The organism is Ulvibacter sp. 2305UL32-6 (assembly GCF_058148545.1).
In genome coordinates this window covers 363,892-382,213 of the sequence record NZ_JBYVKA010000002.1, presented here as the reverse complement: position 1 = coordinate 382,213, position 18,322 = coordinate 363,892, and the positions used below count along the sequence as shown (strand labels likewise).

General features: G+C 38.4%; 15 protein-coding genes. 7 read left to right on the top strand and 8 right to left on the bottom strand.

Annotated elements, in window-relative coordinates:
- Window positions 1-108 precede the first annotated feature (108 nt).
- Window positions 109-1,368 (top strand): cysteate-C-fatty acyltransferase, encoded by a 1,260-nt coding sequence (capB, locus tag ACY2RU_RS07560; protein WP_490137830.1) that lies wholly within the window; start codon window positions 109-111, stop codon window positions 1,366-1,368.
- A gap of 87 nt (window positions 1,369-1,455) precedes the next feature.
- Here capB and ACY2RU_RS07555 read toward each other — a convergent pair whose 3' ends face one another.
- Together ACY2RU_RS07555 and ACY2RU_RS07550 are read right to left on the bottom strand one after the other, a co-directional pair.
- Window positions 1,456-2,574, bottom strand: a complete 1,119-nt coding sequence (locus ACY2RU_RS07555; protein ID WP_490137829.1) for a GTP cyclohydrolase — start codon at window positions 2,572-2,574, stop codon at window positions 1,456-1,458.
- A gap of 10 nt (window positions 2,575-2,584) precedes the next feature.
- A complete protein-coding gene (locus ACY2RU_RS07550) occupies window positions 2,585-3,610 on the bottom strand; it encodes a transporter (protein WP_490137828.1) in 1,026 nt (341 codons plus the stop codon).
- Between the two features lie 106 nt (window positions 3,611-3,716).
- Here ACY2RU_RS07550 and ACY2RU_RS07545 point away from each other — a divergent pair, with 106 nt between their 5' ends.
- The 3 genes from ACY2RU_RS07545 to ACY2RU_RS07535 all read left to right on the top strand — a co-directional run bounded on the left by ACY2RU_RS07545 (window position 3,717) and on the right by ACY2RU_RS07535 (window position 7,813).
- Window positions 3,717-3,980: a DUF4834 family protein gene (locus ACY2RU_RS07545; RefSeq protein WP_490137827.1), complete on the top strand. Its 264-nt coding sequence runs from the start codon at window positions 3,717-3,719 to the stop codon at window positions 3,978-3,980.
- 99 nt (window positions 3,981-4,079) lie between these two features.
- Complete coding sequence (locus ACY2RU_RS07540) at window positions 4,080-6,524, top strand: YfhO family protein (protein WP_490137826.1); 2,445 nt, start codon at window positions 4,080-4,082, stop codon at window positions 6,522-6,524.
- On the top strand, window positions 6,524-7,813 hold the full coding sequence (locus ACY2RU_RS07535) for a glycosyltransferase family 4 protein (RefSeq protein WP_490137825.1): 1,290 nt from the start codon (window positions 6,524-6,526) through the stop codon (window positions 7,811-7,813). Before ACY2RU_RS07540 ends, ACY2RU_RS07535 begins: the two co-directional genes overlap by 1 nt.
- Window positions 7,814-7,911: 98 nt before the next feature.
- On the opposite strand, the gene ACY2RU_RS07530 is transcribed toward ACY2RU_RS07535, so the two are convergent.
- From ACY2RU_RS07530 to uvrA, 4 genes are all read right to left on the bottom strand, one after another.
- Complete coding sequence (locus ACY2RU_RS07530; RefSeq protein ID WP_490137824.1) at window positions 7,912-9,219, bottom strand: hypothetical protein; 1,308 nt, start codon at window positions 9,217-9,219, stop codon at window positions 7,912-7,914.
- A 288-nt stretch (window positions 9,220-9,507) separates the two neighbouring features.
- Window positions 9,508-10,119 (bottom strand): hypothetical protein, encoded by a 612-nt coding sequence (locus ACY2RU_RS07525; protein WP_490137823.1) that lies wholly within the window; start codon window positions 10,117-10,119, stop codon window positions 9,508-9,510.
- 146 nt (window positions 10,120-10,265) lie between these two features.
- Window positions 10,266-11,114 (bottom strand): T9SS type A sorting domain-containing protein, encoded by an 849-nt coding sequence (locus tag ACY2RU_RS07520; RefSeq protein ID WP_490137822.1) that lies wholly within the window; start codon window positions 11,112-11,114, stop codon window positions 10,266-10,268.
- Window positions 11,115-11,562: 448 nt separating this feature from the next.
- A complete protein-coding gene (uvrA, locus tag ACY2RU_RS07515; RefSeq protein ID WP_490137821.1) occupies window positions 11,563-14,340 on the bottom strand; it encodes an excinuclease ABC subunit UvrA in 2,778 nt (925 codons plus the stop codon).
- 255 nt (window positions 14,341-14,595) lie between these two features.
- On the opposite strand from uvrA, the gene ACY2RU_RS07510 reads away from it, so the two are divergent.
- Window positions 14,596-15,180 (top strand): RNA polymerase sigma factor, encoded by a 585-nt coding sequence (locus ACY2RU_RS07510; protein ID WP_490137820.1) that lies wholly within the window; start codon window positions 14,596-14,598, stop codon window positions 15,178-15,180.
- A gap of 69 nt (window positions 15,181-15,249) precedes the next feature.
- Window positions 15,250-15,399 (top strand): hypothetical protein, encoded by a 150-nt coding sequence (locus ACY2RU_RS07505; RefSeq protein WP_490137819.1) that lies wholly within the window; start codon window positions 15,250-15,252, stop codon window positions 15,397-15,399.
- Between the two features lie 74 nt (window positions 15,400-15,473).
- Here the strand turns inward: ACY2RU_RS07505 and ACY2RU_RS07500 are convergent, their stop codons facing one another.
- Window positions 15,474-16,133 carry an endonuclease III domain-containing protein gene (locus ACY2RU_RS07500; protein WP_490137818.1) on the bottom strand — a complete coding sequence of 220 codons (660 nt, stop codon included), beginning with the start codon at window positions 16,131-16,133 and terminating at the stop codon, window positions 15,474-15,476.
- 192 nt (window positions 16,134-16,325) lie between these two features.
- On the opposite strand from ACY2RU_RS07500, the gene bcp reads away from it, so the two are divergent.
- A complete protein-coding gene (gene bcp / locus ACY2RU_RS07495; RefSeq protein WP_490137817.1) occupies window positions 16,326-16,781 on the top strand; it encodes a thioredoxin-dependent thiol peroxidase in 456 nt (151 codons plus the stop codon).
- A gap of 75 nt (window positions 16,782-16,856) precedes the next feature.
- Here bcp and ACY2RU_RS07490 read toward each other — a convergent pair whose 3' ends face one another.
- The gene (locus ACY2RU_RS07490) at window positions 16,857-18,287 is read right to left on the bottom strand and encodes a TonB-dependent receptor (RefSeq protein ID WP_490137816.1); all 1,431 of its coding nucleotides are present in this window, start codon (window positions 18,285-18,287) and stop codon (window positions 16,857-16,859) included.
- Window positions 18,288-18,322: the final 35 nt, after the last annotated feature.

Below are 18,322 nucleotides of genomic sequence, written 5' to 3'. Positions count from 1 at the left end.
CCGTTACGTATGTAGCGGCTTTTTTGTTATCGCGACTTCACAAAAAGCGTATTGTCATGATAATTAAAATGTTTAATTTTGTGGCTTGCAAAGAAACACTCTATTTGAATGAAGGACTTATTTGATAAAATTTACAAAGATAAAGGACCATTAGGAAAGTGGGCCGAGGTAGCAGAAGGTTATTTCGTTTTTCCAAAGTTGGAAGGACCTATTTCTAATCGTATGGGCTTTAATGGCAAGAAAGTGATCACCTGGAGTGTGAACGATTATCTTGGCTTAGCAAATCACCCTGAAGTACGTAAGGTAGATGCGGAAGCAGCTGCGCAGTATGGTTCAGCATATCCTATGGGCGCTCGTATGATGAGTGGACATACCGATCTGCACGAACAATTACAAAACGAATTGGCCGCGTTTGTCAACAAAGAGGCAGCATATCTACTTAATTTTGGTTATCAAGGGATGGTTTCGACCATTGATGCCTTAGTATCAAAAGATGACGTTATTGTTTATGACGTTGATGCACATGCCTGTATCATTGATGGAGTGCGTTTACACTTAGGACAGCGCTTTACGTATAAGCACAACGATATGGAAAGTATCGAAAAGAACTTAAAACGTGCTGAAAAGGTTGCTGAAAAGACAGGTGGTGGTATCTTGTTGATCTCTGAAGGGGTCTTCGGAATGCGCGGGGAGCAAGGAAGACTGCGAGAGATCATTGCATTAAAAAAGAAATATAACTTCCGCTTTTTTGTAGATGATGCACATGGCTTTGGAACTCTTGGAAAAACAGGAGCAGGAGCAGGTGAGGAACAAGGAGTTCAAGATGGTATTGACGTGTATTTCGCAACCTTTGCGAAATCTATGGCCAGTACAGGCGCTTTTATTGCAGCCGACGAAGAAATTATCAACTATTTGAAATATAATTTACGTTCTCAGATGTTCGCAAAATCGTTGCAGATGCAATTGGTGGTGGGTGCGCTGAAACGTTTAGATATGATACGTTCTAGTACAGTTTTTAAAGACAAGCTGTGGGAGAATGTAAATGCATTACAAGGTGGGTTACGTGAGCGTGGTTTCGATCTGGGAACAACACAAAGTTGTGTAACTCCTGTATATTTAAAAGGATCGGTACCAGAAGCTATGGCTTTGGTAAAAGATTTACGCGAGAATTATGGAGTATTCACATCAATTGTAGTATATCCAGTAATTCCTAAAGGACTTATTCTTTTACGAATGATTCCAACAGCTTCACATACCATGGAAGATATTGAGGAAACATTGAATGCATTCTCTGCGATCCGTGAACGCCTTGAAAATGGAACTTACAAAAGATTATCTGCTGCTGTTGCTGCAGCCTTTGGAGAATAATTTTTTAGATTTGATACTGTAAAAACCGCTAAAACATTACGTTTTAGCGGTTTTTTTATTGCTGAAGTAAATTTAAACAGAAGCTGTTTAAAGGCTAATTTTAAACGTACTACGTTCTTTGTGCTGTACTGGACTATAGTCTTTCCACAATACCTGTACGGCTGTATTTTCTTTTAATTCGGGATTAGTTTCAACTATACTAATGCCCTTGGCATTAAAAAGGGCTTGCATTTCTTCAAAAATGATAGCGGTGACACCTTTGCCTTGATATTCAGGATCAATTCCTATTAAATAAAATGCTGCCGTTTCGCTCTTTTTTTGAGCTTTTAGGATATGATACCACCCAAAGGGTATCAACTTACCATTTGCTTTCTTTAAAGCCTTAGAAAAGGAGGGCATGACTACTGAAAAAGCAATCAGTTTGCCTTCTTTGTCTTTAATACAAGTAATATAATCTGGGTGAATAAAACTAAAGTATTTTTCCTTGTAGTAGTCTATTTGGTATTGTTGAATAGGAACGAAGGTCTGCAGTGCATTATAGGTGTTGTTTAGCAATCCAAACATTTCATCAACATACGGAAGGATCTCCTTTTTATTTTTAAAACGAATTACCGACAAACCGTAACGTTCGCGTATAATTCTTGAGAATTTAGCCACTTTCTCATAAACTTTATCTGGAATAGATAAGCGATATTCTACCCATGTAGCTTGTTTTTCGAAGCCTAACTTCTCAAAATGCGTCGCATAATACGGAAAGTGATACCAAGTGATCATAGTATTCATTTCGTCGAATCCCTTGGTGAGAATCCCTGCTTTCTCCATATTTGAAAAGCCTACAGGACCTTCGGCATATTCTAATTTATGCGCTCGCCCTGCTTCGTAAACTTTTTCTAATAATGCTTTGGTGACTTCAATATCATCGATAACATCAAACCAACCGAATCGGATCTTTTTCTTTCCAATTTCGTTGATCTCAAGATGGTTAATGATCACAGCAATTCGACCAACAAATTTTCCGTCCCTTTTAGCCAAATAATAAGTGGCCTCCGCATTTTTAAAAACGGGGTTTTTATCCTTATCTAAGGTTTCCATTTCATCCTTTATCAATGGAGGAACCCAGTAAGGATGGTCTTTATACAATTGAAACGGAAACGTAACAAATTGCTTTAATTCTGCTTTGGTGGTTACTTCAGAAATATCAATCATAAAAATAATGCTAGTTTAGTCCGCCGTCGCCGTCATCTTCCGTGCCGTCGTCTTCAAAACCGTCTTTTCTTTTTTTCTTATTGTCTTTTTTCGTCTTCTTCTTTTTACCCTTCTCCTCACGACGCTTTTCACGTCCTAGTTTTCCTTTTTCTTCAATATACTCATCTTCGTCGTGCATATCAAATCGGTAGGCAAAACCGATCCTTCCGAAGAGTCTAGAAGGCGTGTCTTTATTATTAAGTAATATAGAAGCATCTACCTGAAAATCTGGATTGATCAATACAGATGCCCCTCCACGAAATAATTGATCGGCATAGAAATCACTTTTTAAACCTTGATTTTCAATAAAGATCGAAAACCAATCTGTTGGGGTATGAGTGAGTGTAATGATATACCCATAAGTGGGTACGTCTTCTGTAATGCGGTCTGCCACGATATTTGTTACAAGAACAAAGCCGCCAACAAAATTGTTCTGTGTGCTTAGTACTAACTTTGGGTTAATCGAGCTGTCTGGATTTGGTGTAAACGGATTATCGGCAAATTCAAAATTAGCACCCGCGTAAATAGAGATGGCAGGAATTAGATCGGCCCATTGTATCTTATGATTGGCCTTCCAACTGTGCAAATTAGGTCCTTCGAGCTCACGCTTTCTGTAAGGATCGTAAAAGAGATATTTTATTCCGAGGGTATTCGACTTAAAGTTGCTAACACGTTGCTTGTCTGCATTAGCTAATCTCGTATCGATAAATGAATTCGACTGGAAAGTCCCTATCCAACTTACCTCAAGTTCTTCTTTAAGAAAGCCATAACGTAATGAATAATCCATTAAAATGGCGTCTGTATCTGTAAAAAGAAGTCGGTGTTTTTCTTTTCCGTAGCCAAACCCACCTTCAAATTGCAATACATTTTTTCCAACGGCAAAGGCACCTTGAGAGCTACCTGGGCGATTGTTGTTTATAGATTCGGTATACTGGGCTGAAACGTCAGCAAAAATAAAAAGGCCCAATAGACCAAAGAGGATGATGCGTATTTGCATTGTTTGTGGGTTTAGTTCAAAGATATAAGATTTTATCATTTATTTAATAAAGCATTTTCGTCTTTTTATGTGGCAATTCCTATTTTTGAAAAAGATTTGATGTATTATGATGACATTCTTAAAAACGGTTTTAATTGTTCTTCTGGTATATTTTGGACTAAAGTTTTTGTTTCGGCTATTGACGCCCTATTTTATGCGTTATATTACGAAAAAAGCGAACTCAAAGTTTGAGCAGTTTTTTAATCAAGCGGCTCAAGGGAATGATCCATCACAGGCAGAAGGTAAGACTACTATCGATAAAAAACCTAAAACTTCTAGAAAATCTACCAAAACAGTAGGGGAGTATGTCGACTTTGAAGAGATCGACTAAGGAGCCTCTATTTTTTTCTTCTGAAAGGCTTTCCTAAATTTCCTGCGCTTTCTACCATATTTTTGTTAATTTTCCCCTTTCGTATTCCAGACTTTCATCATGCAACAAACTTTCAAGAAATTACTTCCGCACATCGTTGTTATTGTTTTATTTGTCATCGTTGCACTAGCGTACTTTAGTCCTGCCTTGCAAGGAAAAGCTATTTTTCAGAGTGATATTGTACAATATCAAGGAATGGCTAAAGAATTAAAAGACTACAGACAAGCTACCGGAGAGGAAACCTATTGGACCAACAGTGCCTTCGGAGGAATGCCCACCTATCAGTTAGGTGCAAAATATCCCTATAATTTTATTAAAAAATTAGACTTGACACTGCGTTTTCTGCCGCGTCCGGCCGACTACCTGTTTTTATACTTTATAGGAATGTACATTTTGTTTCTTACCTTAAAAGTTAATTATAAACTGGCATTTGTAGGCGCACTTGCTTTTGGTTTCTCCACCTATCTTATCATAATTTTAGGCGTCGGTCATAATGCCAAAGCACATGCTATCGCGTATATGCCTTTGGTGCTAAGCGGGATCATATTGACCTTCCGAAGTAAATATTTGTATGGTTTTATTTTGCTTACCATTGCAATGGCATTGGAATTGGTAGCAAATCATTTCCAAATGACCTACTATTTGTTATTACTTGTAGTTTGCGTGGGAATAGCTTATTTGATCGATGCCTATCGCAAAAAAATGCTTCCACACTACTTTAAAGCGCTTGGTGTAATGGTTGTGGCTGTTGTATTTGCATTGGGCTTAAATGCAACTAATATCTTAGCCACAAAAGAATATGCCGATACCTCCACCCGAGGTAAAAGCGAACTTACTATCAACGCCGATGGTTCACCAAAGGAAAGCAAGAATGGTTTAGATTATGAGTATATTACTGAATATAGCTACGGAAGAGCCGAAACCTTAAACCTGTTTATCCCTAATTTTATGGGGGGTGGAAGCGGTGACAGTTTTCCAGCCGACTCCGAAGCTGCCGAAACCTTATTGCGCATGGGTGCCTCACCACAAGACGTTAATGGTATTATGCGTCAGGTTCCTTTATATTGGGGAGATCAAACCTATGTTTCAGCACCTGCATACGTTGGGGCTGTAGTCATCTTTTTAGCAGTATTAGCTTTGTTTTTAGTGCGCGGCCGACTCAAATGGTGGGTGGTAAGTGCTTTCTTTTTAAGTCTGTTATTGTCATGGGGGCGTAATTTTGAATTTTTAACCGAATTCTTTATTAATAATGTACCCTTATATAATAAGTTTCGGGCGGTATCATCTATACAAGTTATTATAGAGCTTATTCTACCTGTCCTTGCAATTGTTGGTTTACATCAATTGTTAAATAATTTTGTCAAGATCGAAAAGAAACAAAAGGCATTGCTGTATAGCGCCGGAATTGTTGGCGGAATCACCATCCTCTTTTTATTGTTTAAATCAACTCTTTTTGGCTTTGAGAGTCCGTACGACAAATATTTTATTGAAGATCTCGGAATTCAATTTGTGGATGCGATTCGCGAAGATCGAATGAGTGTTTTTACAAGTGATGCTATTAGATCGTTGCTTTTTGTGCTAATTACGGCTTCAGTATTATGGTTTTATTTAAAAGGAAAGCTAAAGGAAACACTATTGATCATTCTCGTCGCCGTACTTATTTGCGCCGATCTTGTAATGGTTGATAGACGTTATGTTAATAATGATGACTTTGTAAACAGCAAAGTAATGGAGCAGCCTTTTCAAAAGAATGGTGCCGATGTTCAAATTCTTGAAGACGAGGGCTATTATCGGGTATATGATGCAACCAATAATGCATTTAATAGTGCACAAGCGAGTTATTATCACAACGCTTTAGGAGGTTATCATGCAGCTAAGCCAGGTCGTGTCCAAGAATTGAACGAGTTTTATATTGGCAAAGGTGATGTTGGCATGCTCAATATGTTCAATGTAAAATATATAATTACCCAAAGAGAGAATGGCGGACCGGTAGCGCAACGAAATCCGTTTGCAAATGGCCCCGCCTGGTTTGTGGAAAGCGCGATTCTTGCCGAAAATGCAGATGAGGAAATACGACTTCTAGATAGTTTAAATACTAAGAAAACGGCCATTATTCATGCAGAGTTTAAAGATATGATTCCGCTTGAAAAGATTACACGTGACTCTACAGCGGTTATTGAATTGGTGAGTCATGATCCACAGCATTTGGTGTATGAATCCACGTCTAAATCGCCGCAACTAGCTATTTTTTCTGAAGTGTATTATCCAAAAGGTTGGAACGCCTATATCAATAACGAGCCTGCCGAATATTTTAGAGCGAATTATGCGTTACGCGCCATGCGTTTACCTGCCGGAAATAATAAAATTGAATTTAAGTTTGAACCGGCCGTGGTAAAAACCGGAAGTACAGTGACTCTGGCGACGAGTATTGTTTTCGTATTGCTTTTACTTGCGGGGTTGTTTTGGAAATTTAAAAAACCGTCAGAGGCGTCGACCCAATCATAATGGCATTACGCGCTCTAATAGTTACATATTATTGGCCACCAGCCGGGGGTCCAGGGGTACAACGTTGGTTAAACTTCGTAAAATATTTTTCTGAATACGGAATTGAACCTGTTGTTTATATTCCTGAGAATCCACATTATCCTTTATTGGACAAGAGTTTTTTAGCTGATGTTCCTAAAGAAATCGAGATCATACAAGGTCCTATCAAAGAGCCGTATCGTATCGCGGGAATACTTTCCAAAAAGAAGACAAAAAAAATAAGTAGCGGTATTATTCCCGCAACGAATCCGTCGCCACTTGAAAAGTTAATGCTTTTTATACGCGGGAATTTCTTTATCCCTGATGCACGAATTGGTTGGGTAAAGCCTTCGGTGACGCTTTTACAAGAATATATAAAGGCAAATCCGGTGGATGTAATTATTACCACAGGACCACCACATAGTCTACATCTTATTGGGATGCAACTTAAAGCGATTACGTCGTTGCCTTGGGTAGCCGATTTCAGAGATCCATGGACTACCATTCATTATCATAAATCGCTTCGGTTGTCTAAATCTTCCGAAGAAAAACACAAAAAACTTGAGCAAGAGGTATTACAAACGGCAGATCATATTGTAGTTACGAGTCCGAGTACACTTTCTGAGTTTAAGCAAAAGACAAAAAAACCGATTAGTGTGATCACTAACGGGTATGATATTAAGCAGGAAATACAGCCGGTTGTAGACGAATCCTTTTCTATTGCACATATAGGTTCTTTGCTTAGCGAGCGAAATCCGCAGATCTTATGGGATGTTTTATCAGAACTTTCAATTGAAGCAAAGGGATTCTTTGATGATCTTACTATTACCCTCGCGGGAGCGGTAAGTGATGACGTAGTTCAAAGCATTGTTAGTGCTGGTTTACAAGAAAATTTAGATTATGTGGGTTATGTTTCCCATGATCGTGCTTTGCAAATGCAACACAACGCTCGAGTATTGTTGTTGGTTGAAATAGACACACCCGAAACCCGAGCGATTATTCCGGGTAAGCTCTTTGAGTATTTGCGCGCCAAGCGTCCCATTTTAGCATTAGGGCCTGAGGGGAGCGATATTGCTGAAATAATTGGAGAAACAAAGAGTGGAGCCTATTTTAATTATACTGAAAAAGAATTGCTGAAGAACCATCTTATTAGGCTGTATAATGCGTTTAAAAATGACGATTTGGAGGTGGCTTCCGAAGGTATAGAAAAATATGCCCGTCGGTCACTAACCGAATCTATGGCGCGGCTCCTTAAAGATGTAGCCCAATAGATATGGTTCGGAAAGAACATTCATAAACATATTAAATGCGAAACCCTCGCCAAGCATAAAGCTTGAGCGAGGGTTTCTAACTAACCAACCAAAAATTTTTATAATCCGCGACCTCTTTTTGAACTGCTGCGTGATGATTTACTAGAACTTCCAGTAGATCTACTTACCGTGCTGCTCTTTTTAGAAGTACTTCGCGATGTGCGAGCGGTTGATGTATTTCGTTTAGAGCTACTGCTTGTACTTTTCGAAACAGTGCTGCGTTTCTGAGAAACCGTTCCACGGCTCGATGGCTTACTCTTTGCCACAGTACCTCTAGACTTCGATACGGTTCCCCGACTTGATGATTTAGTCTGTGTAGCAATCCCTCTCGAATTTGATACGGTTCCATTGCTCGATGGTCTTCCTTTTGATGAAATACCCCTTGAGTTAGCAATTGACCCAGTACCGCGACTTGCTGGTTTACTTTGTACTGCAGTTCCTCTCGAATTTGAGATCGTTCCTCGACTCGATGGCTTGCTTACTGTTCCTGTCCCTCTATTTGACACAGTGCTATTTGGTCTTCCTTTAACTGAAGTACCTCGTGAGTTATTTACAGTACCTCGCTTAGAAACCGAAGTGTTGCTATTGCGGTTTGAGATCGTTCCCGAATCACGACGACTGTTCATTGAAGCAGCAGCCACACGTCTATTGGGGTTGTAATTTCGGTTTACAGCCGATCTTCCATTTTTATAATGTGTTCTACTCCCAGGACGGTAAAAGTCTCTACGACCGTTGTGATATGCCACCCGACCTCTGTTTCTGTAATATCCACAGTGGGTTGCGTAGTTATAACGAATAGGGCGATAGTAGGTTCTGTACGCATAGTCATAAACTACACAATGACTGTAAAATGGTCTGGCGTAATACACGTGCCATGGACGATATACATAACGTCTGTTATAGAAGTTGATATAACCTGTACTATGCGAATAGTATCCATAGTTATTGTAGTGTATAAAAAGGCCACCTACAGTGATCAAACGTCTTTCGCGATAGCGAATATCTACCGATCCCGCTTGAATGATCCTTCCGTAGTCATCATAATAGACAGGAACTTCTTCTACTTGTATCACAGCACCATAGTCATCGTACTGAACATAAGCTTCATAATCATAACCTGAGTTATAACTTACATTTACATTTGAAGTATTAATGTTTACTTGTACATTTCCGCCCTGTTGTGGGCCAATATATACAAAGTCAAACTGACCGTCGGGAAACACTGAAAATTCTACACCACCTTCTACAAAGATGTATGCGTTTCCGTCATATTGAGAGTTGATGACATCTTCTGCTGGAGAAGCTGCCTGAGCTGAATATCCTACTACTAATAGGAGGCTAAACATAAGGGTTGCAAAATTTTTCATAATTGAGATTTTTAAGTTGTACTTGCTTTAATTTTTTGGTCAGCTTGGTACATTTACTATAATACAACGACCGTGCCAAAATCGGAAAGCATTGATTTTAAAGGGTTTTTGTAAGGTTCTCTTCGGAATATTTTTTAGCGAACGGCGACCAGTGAGCAATAGCATTGATTGGACTACGAACCATTAAATCATTCACTCATTAAATCATTCCTTCATTAAACTTCTTCCAACGAGAAACCCGCCGACCTTTTAAGGGGACCGACGGGCTTCTAACTAACCAACCAAAAACTATAACTTAACTTTTCTTTTTCTAATGTCTTTTTGAGAACGACGGTTTTGTTGTTTCCAATCATTGTCGTTTTCATAATCATATATCCAATCATCGTGCCAAACTTGATTATCGCAATGATCTATTGTTCCAAAAGTGTCTCGAATCTCTCCAAACCTATTATAAACTAGCTTCATAGCACCAACCTGGATCAGTTTTCCACGATAGTATTGTAGTTTTACGTCTCCAATGGTTTTTACTTTTCCATTGTTTTTATAAGTAATGTTGGTAGAACCAATGCTTCGAATATTTCCAAAACGATCAGTTACAACTCGTGGAGCGTATTCCCGACTTCCAACATATTGAACTGCCCCGGGACTTGTAGGGTAGTAGGTTACATTGTGGTTTCGTCTTCCGTAGTGATTATTAGGAGGTATGCGCTTCGTCTTAAAATTGAACGAGCCATTGGTCGCCACTTCATATAGTACACCATTCTCTACGAAACGTACTTCATTTTTTTGGTGGTTGCCGTTTCTCAGAACCATCTGATCATCATTATGACGATTTTGAGCAATACTCTGCGTAGTGCTTCCAACGAGGAAGGCTGCTACAAGGATCCATACATTTTTCATACGACATTTGTTTTGGCCTGTTTTCAACAGGTAGATGATGCAACTCATAAAGGCGGAGTTGCTTGCGCTCTGTGGTTCAGTTAAACCAAAGCGCGTGCCAAAAATGTAAGTATCTGAAAATGAGTAATTAAACGCTGCTTGAGAAGCTATTCAACGACGAAGCGTGCTGTTTTTATGATTTCCGAAGCACTAAAAACCTGATAGAAGTACATGCCAGATTTGTAGTCGCCATTTTTTATCGTGAAGTTTTCTCCAGAAATAGGTCTATCTAAAAGTAATCTTCCAGCCATATCAAAAACTCTAATCTGGTCGATATTAGCTCTAAAAGGAAGGCTTAATACCGAAGTTTCAGTAATCGGATTTGGAGTAAGCTCAATTAAACTTAAATCAAATGAATTCACACTTAGTACTTCACAAGCATTCGCACCATTTAGAAAGTAGGTAATTCCATTGTTGGTAAAACACAATACGGTTAATCCAATATCAAACCTCTGTGTGTTAGGTTCTATGCCTGCCAGTGAGCCAATTCCTTCCACCCAGCGTTCAACATAGCCACTTCCTCCATTCGGAGGCGAATAATCCATATCTAGAACAATTCGATCTGCTCCAGCGATAAACTGAGTACTTTTGTCAATAACAAACATAGGGTTAGAAATTGGCTCACTTGGAACAATACAACTCTCTATAAAAGTAAAAGAGTCTCCAACCTCCAATGTAAAATCTATAAAAAGTATTTCATCACCGGTGTTCGTGTTATATCTAAATACTTTACCATTCTCTTCACGTAATAGACAACCAGAGAGCGAAGTATAGGTCACCCCATTTATAATTTCATCGCCTTCTATCTCATAAACATGATTGGAATAACTCAAAGGCTTTGGTCCGGCCTGTGTCATAACATTCCAAACATTACCATTTTCCAACATCGGAAGATAGGATTGAGATTGGCTTATGCTAAAAATGAGCCCTGTGAAAAGAAGTAATGCAGCTTTCATAGTTTCTTAGTTTTAACTAAAGTTACAAAATTAATTGTAAACTGATATTTTCTTGTATAAATACGGAGCCGTATTCAATTTTTTACTCTTAGCAACCTCTTATGGGTTCGTTTAAGTCAAGGTGCATTATAAAAACATGAGAAGTTGATTAGAAGTAATTAGATATTGCCCCAGAAGCTATTCAACGACAAAGCGTACTGTTATTATGCTTTCCGAAGCACTAGAAACCCAATACAAATACATGCCTGCAGTTACACCGTCTGGATAAAATCAATCAACATTATAGACATCGCCAACTTCAAGTTTAAAATCAATTTTCCAAACGTGATCACTCGCTAGCATAGGTATATAATCCTGGGCATAAGAATTGGTAAAAAAACAACAGAATCGCTGCGGTGTACAAAGCTTTCATAATCGTAAACTAAATTATGAAGAACTCTTAAAACTACTAAATTTTTTCTCTCAGATAGTGTGCGGTGTACGATTTCTTACTCTTAGCAACTTCTTCAGGAGTTCCTTGCGCGATGACATTTCCACCGTGAATTCCTCCATCCAAACCAAGATCAATAATATGATCTGCACATTTAATAAGATCCAAATTATGCTCTACAACCACAACAGTATGACCTTTATCTAACAAGGCGTAGAATGAAGCAAGCAGCTTTTTAATATCATGGAAATGTAAGCCCGTAGTAGGTTCGTCGAAGATAAAGAGCGCTTTGTCTTTAGTGTTTCCTTTTACTAAAAAGGAAGCTAATTTGATTCGTTGTGCCTCACCACCAGAAAGCGTAGAAGAGCTTTGCCCTAATTGTACATAACCCAAGCCAACATCTTGTAAGGGTTGTATTTTATTGATGATCTTTGTTTCGTTGTTTTCTGAAAAGAACGTGATAGCATCATCAACGGTCATCGTTAATACATCATGAATGTTCTTGTCAGCAAATTTTACCTCTAGAATTTCTTTTTTGAATCGCTTTCCATCGCAGGTCTCACATTCTAGGTGGACATCGGCCATAAATTGCATCTCAATGGTAACTTCACCTTCCCCTTTACAGGTTTCGCAACGCCCACCATCTACATTAAAACTAAAGTGCTTGGCTTTGTATCCCCGAATATCGCTCAACTTTTGCTTTGCAAATAGATTCCGAATATCGTCATACGCCTTGATATAGGTCACTGGATTCGATCGGCTTGACCGACCAATAGGATTTTGATCTACAAATTCTACATTTTTGATGGTGCTATAATTACCTTCTAAACCCGTAAACTGACCAGGTTTTTCGCCATAACCGTTAATTTCACGCAGCATGGCAGGATAAAGGATCTTTTTTACGAGTGTACTTTTCCCACTTCCGGAAACGCCTGTAACTGCTGTAAAGGCACCTACTGGAAATTCGGCATCGATGTTCTTTAGGTTGTTATGTCGTGCTCCAATTACTTTAATACTACTTTTATGGGTGCGTCTTTTCTTCGGAACTTCGATCACTAAGGATCCATTGAGATATCCAGCAGTTAACGAATCACTCTTTAAGATCTCTTTATAGGTTCCGTGGGCAACCACCTCACCGCCAAAAGTTCCAGCTTCGGGACCAATATCAATGATCTCATCGGAAGCCTTCATAATATCTTCATCGTGTTCCACTACAATCACGGTATTCCCAAGATCGCGCAACGATTTTAAAACCTCAATAAGCCGTTCTGTGTCTTTTGGATGGAGTCCGATGCTTGGCTCATCAAGAATGTACATAGAGCCAACTAGACTACTTCCCAGTGAAGTAGCCAGATTGATTCGTTGTGATTCGCCACCAGATAGGGTATTTGACTTTCGGTTGAGTGTGAGATAACTTAAACCAACATCCATCAAGAATTGGAGTCGGTTGTTAATTTCTAGTAAAAGTCGTTTCGCTACATGCGCATCGTATTTATTTAGTTTTAATTCGGAAAAGAATACGGCAACTTCATCTAAGGGAAGTTCTACCAATTCCTGAATCGCTTTGCCACCTACTTTTACATAAGCGGTTTCTGGTCGAAGGCGCTTGCCATGGCAGGTACTACAACGTGTTTTTCCGCGGTAGCGCGACAACATCACACGATTCTGAATTTTATAACTCTTCGATTCTAAAAATTTAAAGAAGGTGTTGAGTCCGTCAAAATGATTGTTTCCGTCCCAAACAAGCTGTTTTTGCTCTTCGGAAAGTTCAAACCAAGGTTTGTGAATTGGGAAGTCGAATTTATAAGCATTGTTAACCAATTGATCGCGATACCACCCCATACTGTCACCGCGCCACGGGAATATGGCGTTTTCATAAACAGAAAGTGCCGTATTTGGAATCACCAGTTCTTGGTCTATGCCAATAACGTCTCCGTAGCCTTCGCAAGTCGGACAAGCACCAAAAGGGTTGTTAAAGCTAAAAAGATGAACATTAGGCTCGGTAAAAAGCATGCCATCGGCTTCAAAACGATTGTTGAATGCTCTTGTTTTACCTGTATTTAGGTTTTCAATAAAAAGTTCGCCTTTTCCTTCGTAAAAAGCAATTTGAGCCGCATCTGCCAGACGATTGTAAAAATCTTCATCATCTTTTGTAATAACACGATCGATCACTAATAAGAGATCATTAGGAAGCTTTGCATTGTCAAGTTCGTCAATACGCATCACTTTCTCCTTCAGTTTAACACGAGCATAGCCTTGCTGAGCCAGGGCTTGGAGTTTGTTCTCCATGCTTCGGCCTTCTTCAAGATGGATATTTGAAAGAAGCAACAGTTTTTCGCCTTCTGGAAACTTTTTGATGAATTCCATCACATCGCTAACGGTGTCTTTTTTAACTTCTACACCACTAATGGGGGAGAAGGTCCTACCAATTCTGGTATAAAGAAGTTTTAAATAATCATAGATCTCGGTAGAAGTACCAACGGTAGAACGGGGGTTGGTTGCGTTTACTTTTTGCTCGATAGCAATGGCGGGCGCGATCCCTTTGATAGAATCTACTTTGGGTTTGTTGAGTCTTCCTAAGAACTGACGCGCATAGGAGGATAGACTTTCAACATAACGGCGTTGTCCTTCGGCGTATAAGGTGTCAAAGGCAAGGCTAGACTTTCCGCTTCCAGAGAGACCTGTAATAACGATCAATTTATTACGCGGAATAGTAACATCTATGTTTTTAAGGTTGTGCAGTCTTGCACCCTGAATGACAATATTTTTTTTTGTGTCTACGGTTTTGGTATTCAATTTTGAGCCTTTCTTTTATGGAATTTTGCAAAGATAGTATATACAGTTTCCAATTACATAAGCGATAGAATTATATTTTTTTTAGGAAAAAACTAACATTTTTTTGCATTTCTGAAACTAATGTTGTTATATTTACCATTCACAACGAGAATAACTAAAATTATTGCCTATAGCATATTATTACTTTTTTATAAATAAACATAGCAGCTAAACAACCAAGAATATCTAGTTGTTTATTATTTAAAAAGTTTTGATATGAAGTATACCCCAAACTCGGATGCGTTACTTGTTAGCGCTTATATGAAAGGCGATGAATCTGCACTTAGTGAACTCATCACACGACACAAACAAAGAATTTACAGTTTCATTTACTCCAAAGTATTTGATCGCGATGTTTCTGAAGATATTTTTCAGGACACCTTTATTAAGGTCATTAGAACCTTAAAAAGAGGCGCTTACAATGAGGAAGGAAAATTTCTCCCTTGGGTAATGCGAATTGCTCATAATTTGGTCATCGATCATTTCAGAAAGAATAATCGTATGCCAAAATTTGAAAACAAGGACGATTTTAATATTTTTTCTGTACTCTCAGATAATAGCCTTAATGCAGAGAAAAGTCTGATTAAAGGACAGATAGAAGAGGATGTTCGTAAATTAATTCAAGAGCTACCAGATGATCAAAAGGAAGTACTGGTAATGCGTATTTACAAGGATATGAGCTTTAAAGAAATTAGTGAACAGACAGGTGTAAGTATCAATACTGCCTTAGGTAGAATGCGTTACGCCTTAATTAATTTGCGTAAAGTGATTGATAAACACAATATTGTTTTGACTAATTGATGAAACAATAATACAATAAAGTATATTTTAGGGCGTTACTATTTTGAATTAACCTCAAAAACACGTTCTATGCAAAAAATGTACTCTGAATCACGTGCGGACCGCGTGAATAAAAAATTGGCTCCAAAAGAAGAAACTATTCGGTTTCTTCTGGATTATTCTAAGGCTTTAAGTGTTATAGATTATAATAAATTGAAGTTTGAAGCACTTCTAAACTAAACTTTGGAAACCCGAAACATTTGTTTCGGGTTTTTTTTTAGATTATTGTCATTGGTTGCAGCGCACGTACGTGTTTATTTATTCTTCTTTTTGTAATATTCATTGATCACTGTCTTCCTACCAATCGTTTTTGTGATGATATCTTTTTCAAGATCCCAGCCTCGAGCAGGTGAATATTGTCGGCCATACCAAATGATCTGCAAATGTAGATCGTTCCATACATGCTTCGGAAATAGGCGTTTCGCGTCTTTTTCGGTCTGAACCACATTTTTACCATTACTAAATCCCCAGCGATACATCAGACGATGAATGTGGGTGTCAACAGGAAATGCTGGGATTCCGAAGGCTTGTGATACCACGACACTAGCTGTTTTATGCCCAACTGCAGGAAGTTCTTCCAAAGAAGCTAGATCTTGAGGTACTTTTCCACCGTGTTTATCAATTAAAATGTGTGATAAGCCATGAATGCCTTTTGATTTCATAGGAGACAGCCCCACGGGTTTGATAATTTCCCGAATCTCTTCCACAGATAATTTGATCATATCATAGGGATTGTCGGCAATTTCAAAAAGTAAGGGTGTGATCTTGTTTACGCGCACATCTGTACTTTGTGCAGAAAGCAAGACAGCGATCAACAAGGTATACGGGTCTTTATGATCTAATGGGATTGGGATCTGCGGATATAGTTCTTTTAACGTATCCATAACAAAATCGACCTTTTCTTGCTTGTTCATTTTGTGCGCTTTTTTAGAACTCCTATTAAGTCTTTCTTTTAACTGCAAACATAACATTTTGCACCCAAATTTTGTATTTTTAAAAACGCGTAGCAAACACTATGCTCTATTAAAAATACTTCATTATGGCACAAAAGCCGAAGTTTTCGATAACAAATAAAAACTGAATAGAACTTCAACAAAAATAAGCATATGAATACATTAAAACCTGGAAATAAAGTGCCAAACTTTACCGTAAATGATCAGGATGGTAACCCAGTGTCACCGTCTGATTATATAGGAAAAAAATGGATCGTTTTTTTCTATCCAAAGGCAAGTACACCAGGCTGTACAGCTGAAGCTTGTAATCTAACCGACAATTATAAGGCTCTACAAGATGCAGGCTATGAGATATTGGGAGTTAGCGCCGATTCAGAAAAAAGACAAAGTAATTTTAGAGATAAATATAATTTTCCCTTTCCATTGTTGGCCGATACAGAAAAAGAAGTGATCGAAGCCTTTGGAGTTTGGGGAAATAAAAAGTTTATGGGTCGCGAATATGATGGAATTCATCGTAAGACCTTTATAATAAATGAAGAAGGTATGGTTGAGCGTGTGATCGATAAGGTAAAAACCAAAGATCACGCAGCTCAGATTCTTGAAGCTTAATTTTTTGCAGCTAAGAACAAAAGGAATAAAAAAAGCCTCAGATTATCTGAGGCTTTTTTTATATAATACATTATTTTAATGATGACTAAAAAGGTGTTTTTCACGAATTAATTCTGAAACGCCTGATGGAAGCATATCTTCCCAGCCTTTTTCGCCTGATTCTATCTTTTGGAGTACTTCACGAGAGAAGATATCCATAACATCAGGATTATAGTCCTCAATATCTACTACCTTTCCATTGTATTTAAAGAATTTATACAACTCTTTCATACGTGGGTGCACCTTTAAGTTTTCACTTGTGGTATACTCTCCGGTTTCTGAGTCACGCATAGGGTAGAGGTAGACTTTTAGATCTTTAAAGAAAAGTTTTCCAAAGGCTTCCAAAATACCACCACTTAAATGACGATAATATTTTTCGTCAAAAATATCGACCAAGTTATTAACGCCCATGGCAAGCCCTAAGCGCATTTTGGTGTATCGAGAGAAATATTCAACCAATTTGTAGTATTCCTGAAAATTGGAAATCATTACCGTGTGTCCTAATGAACAAAGCAATCGAGCGCGATCCATAAAATCTTCTTCATCGATTTCTCCTTCTGCGCGAAGATTAGAAAGGGTGATTTCAAAAATGACTTCAGTTCTGTCTTTTTCAACCTTGTTCTCCTTTAAAAACATCTCATATGATTTCTCATACATATCAATATTTACCTTGGTTACAGGTCTAAAGCTCCCGCGAAGTGCTAAAATGTTCTTTTTATATAGGATACGGGCAGGTAAAATATTGTTTCCATCAGCACCAAACATGACTGCATCGGTCATTCCATTTTTAATAAGTTGTAAACTCATCAAACGGTTATCTACGTTTGCAAATTTAGGTCCTGAAAAATTAATGGTGTCAATCTCTATTTTATCCTTATCAATATGATCGTATAGGTAGCGTAGTAATTTTCTAGGTTGATCGTGTTTGTAATACGCTCCGTAGATTAAATTTACTCCTAAGATTCCTAAGGTTATTTGTTGCTGAACAGCATCGTTCTCATGGAATCGAATATGTAAAATGATCTCACTGTATTCTTCATCGGGATCGGTGTGAAAGCGAATACCTACCCAACCGTGGCCTTTGTATTTCTTAGCGAAATCTATGGTTGCCACAGTATTTGCATAGGCGAAAAATATCTTATTGGGGTGCTTTTCACGAACAATGCGTTCTTCGATCAGCTCCATTTCGTGATTGAGCATTTTTTTAAGTCGTGCTTCGGTAACATAACGCCCGTCGCGTTCAACTCCGTAGATCGCATCACTAAAATCTTTGTCGTAAGCCGACATTGTTTTTGCGATAGTTCCAGATGCTCCGCCAGCTCTAAAAAAATTACGAACCGTTTCTTGACCTGCGCCAATTTCTGCAAACGTTCCGTAGATATTTTCATTCAAGTTAATACGAAGCGCCTTGCTGCGTATGGAGGGGATATTTTCAAATTCCTTATCTCCTTTTAAGTGTTCTGGCATAGCAAATTATTATGTTGTTGCGATCCTAACAAAGG